The 4941-nt window shown below is 57.3% G+C and carries 6 protein-coding genes; 3 read left to right on the top strand and 3 right to left on the bottom strand.

The features are described from left to right. Positions 1-218 precede the first annotated feature (218 nt). The 3 genes from VZ95_RS12690 to VZ95_RS12700 form a co-directional block, all read right to left on the bottom strand. A complete protein-coding gene (locus tag VZ95_RS12690; RefSeq protein WP_084627765.1) occupies positions 219-857 on the bottom strand; it encodes an SOS response-associated peptidase family protein in 639 nt (212 codons plus the stop codon). A gap of 53 nt (positions 858-910) precedes the next feature. Further along, positions 911-1174 (bottom strand): hypothetical protein, encoded by a 264-nt coding sequence (locus tag VZ95_RS12695; RefSeq protein ID WP_156995277.1) that lies wholly within the window; start codon positions 1172-1174, stop codon positions 911-913. 121 nt (positions 1175-1295) lie between these two features. Then, a complete protein-coding gene (locus tag VZ95_RS12700; protein WP_045776174.1) occupies positions 1296-1523 on the bottom strand; it encodes a hypothetical protein in 228 nt (75 codons plus the stop codon). Between the two features lie 166 nt (positions 1524-1689). Here VZ95_RS12700 and VZ95_RS12705 point away from each other — a divergent pair, with 166 nt between their 5' ends. The 3 genes from VZ95_RS12705 (at position 1690) to VZ95_RS12715 (ending at position 4129) form a co-directional block, all read left to right on the top strand. After that, positions 1690-1992 (top strand): hypothetical protein, encoded by a 303-nt coding sequence (locus tag VZ95_RS12705; RefSeq protein ID WP_045776175.1) that lies wholly within the window; start codon positions 1690-1692, stop codon positions 1990-1992. A 9-nt stretch (positions 1993-2001) separates the two neighbouring features. Next, on the top strand, positions 2002-2478 hold the full coding sequence (locus VZ95_RS12710) for a hypothetical protein (protein ID WP_045776176.1): 477 nt from the start codon (positions 2002-2004) through the stop codon (positions 2476-2478). Between the two features lie 97 nt (positions 2479-2575). Continuing rightward, a complete protein-coding gene (locus VZ95_RS12715) occupies positions 2576-4129 on the top strand; it encodes a tetratricopeptide repeat protein (RefSeq protein WP_052711735.1) in 1554 nt (517 codons plus the stop codon). The last annotated feature ends 812 nt before the right edge of the window (positions 4130-4941 follow it).

Below are 4941 nucleotides of genomic sequence, written 5' to 3' on the forward strand. Positions count from 1 at the left end.
AATTGGTTCTTAACACAATCAATGTATTTTCTTATAGCGAGCGCGAAATTTTGTACTAAGTTCAATCTCGTCTGGCTGGTGTTCATGTTTTCTGTCCAAATTGGGTTTATACGAATCACTAATTTTATAACCTTGGGGAAGAAATTCAATTTTTTTGTAGGAGTGATTTGATGCCTAATGAATCGCGTTCAAACCTTCTGGGTCGCCGACCAGCGTAGTCAAGAGAAAAGGCTCGGTTGCTCTGGGGGACCGACCTTCCCGGCGTCTTTCGCTGGCGCTCGGGGAGGTTCTACCTCGATCAGCGTTTCAGGTTGATGCACGTCTTCAAGCGCCGCGCCGGACAGCCAGGCCGAAGCGGCTTCCGCGTTTGCCAGAACAGCGGGCATAGCCTTCGGGTGAACCGGCAGCACAACCCCGGTGCTTTCAGTCGTGGCGAAGGCGAAGCGGAGCATTTCCTCCCCTTCGACCGAGTGAAAGACGCCCGCGAAGCAGAATAGTGCGCCGCCGGGCACTCCAAACCAGTGCGGCTGCCGCTGTTCGTCCCATTCGCAGAACCGCGATACGGGCACTAAGGCGCGGCGTTTTAGGGCAGGTCGCCAGAACGGGCTATTCAGGTTTCTGGCGTTGATGACAGGGTTTTTCCCGCCGACCGAGGGTGGGGGCGGGAAGCCCCAGCGCGCGCCGATAATCTCGCGGCCCTCGGCAGCAGCGATCAACACGGGCGCGATGTCGGTCGGCCTAATTGCCGATTCCTCCGCGTTCGGCACGAAGCGCCAATGCGCCACGGCTTCCAAAACGGCGGCACTTTTTGAACGGCGTTTTGATCGTGTAAAGGCTGCACATTTGCCGGTTCCCAGGCTTCACTTGAAGCGCCTTCTTACCGCATTTCGGCAGAAGCACGCACGCATCTCTAGCGCGTTAGATCCTGGGGGCGCGGCGTTGCAGCGGGTTCGCCCGCCTTCATCTTCGCCATGATCTGCTCGTAGGGCTCATCGCTGATCATCATGCCAAGCGTTGAGAGCTTAAGCGCGGTGCCTTTCGGCGTAGGGAGCATCCAGGCTACCCGCTCGGGCCGGATATAGACCATCTCCCCACGGCGAAACAGCGGCACCCATTCACCGCCAAGCCTTTGGCAGGTTTGATGCGGCTCGCCAACAACCTCGATACCCCGCAAACCGGACCCGCAAAGGTATGATTTTCGATAATCCTTAACGCGCACCGAAACGCGGCTCCCGCCGATAAGGCAAACGGCCTCGGTTCTTATTAAAATCCGCTCCCCACGCACGTTAAAAAACTCAGCGAACATGAGGGGGCACAGGGCGGGCCGGAATGCGTTCCAGAATCTCGCTACCGCTCAATAGACGGAACGACGCCGTGGGCATTTGCTCGGCGATTGCTGCAAGGCTGCCCACAGCGGCAGCGTGAACATCGGTTTCCAGCAGGACGGCAACGCCATTACCCTGCGCGTCAACCTGTTGAATTTGAAAGTGATAATCCCAAAAACTGCGCAGCCGCTTTACCATGTTCGCATTCCGCTACAGCGTGAACAAAAATAGAACATAAGCCGCGCATGAGGTTTTGGGAAGGGGGTGCCCTTGCAATCGGCGGGGGCAGTGTGCAGGGGGTTGTTTATCTTATGCCGCACACTTACCTTGGCATGCTGACTTTAAGAAAATACAAGGAGTAAGTATGGACGCTAAGCTATTGCAAACCATCGGGCAAATTGCTGGGCTTGGCGGGTTGGCCTTAGGGGTTGCCCTATTGTTGTTTCGCGATGTCATTCGGAAGAACATCTATCCGCGCCTAACGGCTGATGCGGCGGCGAAGCAGATGCGCCTAATTACTATCGCGGTTTGGTCGATCGCCCTGGTGGCGTTGCTACTGTGGGCGTCATCGGGCGGGAGTGGCGATACCCGGGCAATGTGCGGCACCGCCATTGGAGGCTCTGTGACAGGCTCGACGATAACAACAACGGCAACGGGCTGCAAATAGGGGGAGGAGATGGCGCGCTCGCGGTTTCATCCCCTCTGTAAAGCGCTGCTTGCCGGGCTTTTGCTCTCTGTGTCGGGGGCGTATGCTCAGCTTGGCGGCAATCGGACCGAAGCAAAAAACTGCGCCCAGGCCGTCGCCGGTTCAGTGACGAATAGCACGCTTACAACCATTTGCGGAATTTCCCCGGCGATTCTTGAGGCATTGGTTGAAGAGTTTAAGCAGGCTAGAGCCGACACCCAGGCGCTCACAGCATCGCTTGGAAATAATATTGCGTTGTTGCGTGAAAAACTTGACCTTTCGAACCAGCAAATCTTCGCCGCGTTCAAGATTCTTGGTGAGAAGAATGTTAAGCCCGAGGATGTTCAGGGCCGATTAATCGACGTGTTTCTAGAGGTCCAGCGCTTACGCAGCTTGGCCGAGTTGCAGCCCGGCGATAGTCCAAACGTGCTTCCGCTTCGCCAGAAAGCGAAAAAAATTCTGGGGTGAAGGTCGGTTCAACGAAATTGATCCGATCCTTACCGAGATTGAAGACCTGAAACTACAAAGCGCGGCGGCAACCCGTGCCCAGCGTGGCGATTTGGCGATGCTGCGCTTGCGCTACCGGGAGGCCGCAACGCATTTCGCAGCGGCGCGCCGCTTGGTGCCGGACGGCGCGATCGCGCAGCGGCGGGACTATTTGGAACGAGAGGCTGATGCACTTTATTCGCTGGGCAAACAAAGCAGTGACAACGGGGCACTGGCCGGAGCGATCGAAGGCTACCGCAGCCTCCTAAATTTATATTCACGCTCGGCGGAGCCGCATGCCTGGGCAGAGACAATGCATAATCTTGGCAATACGCTTCAGGCCCTCGGGGAGAGAGAGCATGGGACGGAGCGCCTAGACGAAGCCGTTGCTGCGTATCGGTTGGCGCTAGAAGAGCGAACCCGTGCCCGCGTGCCGCTTCACTGGGCGATGACCCAGAATAATCTCGGCATTGTGCTCATGTCCCTCGGAGAGCGGCAGAGCGGGACGGCACAGCTGGAAGAAGCGGTGGTGGTTTATCGGTTGGCGCTGGAAGAGTGGACACGTGCCCGCGAGCCGCTCGACTGGGCGATGACCCAGAATAATCTCGGCAATGCGCTCTGGTCCCTCGGACAGCGGCAGAGCGGGACGGCACAGCTGGAAGAAGCGGTGGTGGCTTATCGGTTGGCGCTGGAAGAGTGGACACGTGCTCGCGAGCCGCTCGACTGGGCGCTGACCCAGAATAATCTCGGCGCTGCGCTTTGGGTCCTTGGGGAGCGGGAGACCGGGACGGCGCGGCTGGAAGAGGCGGTAGTGGCCTTTCGATTGGCTTTAGAAGAGCGGACCCGGGCCCGCGTGCCGCGCTACTGGGCGATGACCCAGAACAATCTCGGTACTGTGCTCACTTCCCTCGGAGAGCGGGAGAGCGGGACGGCGCGGCTGGAAGAAGCAGTCTTGGCTTTTCGGTTGGCGCTGGAAGAGTGGACTCAGGCCGACGTGCCGCGCGATTGGGCAAAGACCCAGAATAATCTCGGCGCCGCGCTTCGGGCCCTTGGGGCGCGGGAGAGCGGGACGGCGCGGCTAGAGGAAGCAGTCTTGGCTTTTCGGTTGGCGCTGGAAGAGTGGACCCAGGCTCGTGCGCCGCTCGATTGGGCTAAGACCCAGAATAATCTTGGCATTGCGCTTCGGGCGCTTGGAGAGCGGGAGAGCGGGACGGCGCGGCTGGAAGAGGCGGTGGCAGCCTATCGGGCGGCGTTGGAAGAACAGCCTCGTGCCCGCGTGCCGCTCTACTGGGCGCAGATCCAGAACAATCTCGGCAATGCACTTCTTGCCCTTGGGGCTCGGGAGAGCGGGACGGCGAGGCTAAAAGAAGCCGTCGTGGCTTTTCGGCTGGCGCTGGAGGAGTGGACCCGTGCAAGTACTCCGCTTGACTGGGCGCTGACTCAGAATAATCTCGGCTCTGCGCTCACGTCCCTCGGAGAGCGAGAGAGCGGGACGGTGCTGTTGGAAGAGGCAGTGGTGGTCTTTCAGTTAGCACTAGAGATCTTATCACCGACGGATAGTGCTCACTACTGGGACATGGTAAACCGCAACCTTGCGCAAGTTAAAGCAGGAATTAAGCGCCGCCAACCTTAGGGCCGTTCATCGATGCTGCAACGCTACCGGATGCTATCCCCAGCACGGTGCAACTTTGGCAAGCTAGGCAGATTTCAACTGAAACGGCGCGCGCCTATCGGCTCTCCTATAAAAGCCAATATTTACAAGCGTTTATGAAAATCGCGGCGGGGGCAATGTCTGCCGCAGCATAGCGCAGGGAAAAGTGGGGCAGAATGTGGGGCGCGATTTTCACATCTCATATTTTCTTATATAAATCAAACACTTAGAAGAGAAGTTGGCGGAAGGGATGAGATTCGAACTCACGGTACGGTTTAACCCGTACAACGGTTTAGCAAACCGTTACATGATGCCATAAAACCCGCAGAAAGCCTTGATTTTTCCCCTAGTAAGCTATATTTTGGGTAAATCTTGGGTAAAAAGGGGTTTGGGTCTATGGCAAAAGTGAAGCATCCTGACGCGGGGGTTCCGCCTCCAGACACCTACGAAAGACCGCCTCAGTCGGAATGGGTTGGCCCGTGGCAATGCCGAGTCAGATGGCGTCGGAAGGGTATGCCTTCTGACTCAAAAGTCTGTGAGAACTGGGAAGAGGCTTGGGCGTGGTACGAATCTAAGCTGGCTGAATGGAAGCTCAGAGGGACGGTCTCGGATCGTCGGGAGATTGATAGATCGACGATATCCGAACTGATTGACCTTTATATGCAGTCGGGCCTTATCGATGAGAAGAAGGGGGCGAAGGAAGAGATTAACCGGCTGAAGCTGCTTCAACGGCAACCCTTCGCAAGCCTTATGCTGAATGCGTTCCGGCCTATGGATCTTCAAGCGTGGATCAA

It is taken from the genome of Elstera litoralis (assembly GCF_000963705.1).
Taxonomy (GTDB): Bacteria; Pseudomonadota; Alphaproteobacteria; order Elsterales; family Elsteraceae; genus Elstera; species Elstera litoralis.

Excerpts from the sequence above, each read along its gene's own strand:
- VZ95_RS12700 (WP_045776174.1), bottom strand. The coding sequence starts at position 1,523 with ATGGTAAAGCGGCTGCGCAGTTTTTGGGATTATCACTTTCAAATTCAA.
- VZ95_RS12705 (WP_045776175.1), top strand. The coding sequence starts at position 1,690 with ATGGACGCTAAGCTATTGCAAACCATCGGGCAAATTGCTGGGCTTGGC.
- VZ95_RS12710 (WP_045776176.1), top strand. The coding sequence starts at position 2,002 with ATGGCGCGCTCGCGGTTTCATCCCCTCTGTAAAGCGCTGCTTGCCGGG.
- VZ95_RS12715 (WP_052711735.1), top strand. The coding sequence starts at position 2,576 with ATGCTGCGCTTGCGCTACCGGGAGGCCGCAACGCATTTCGCAGCGGCG.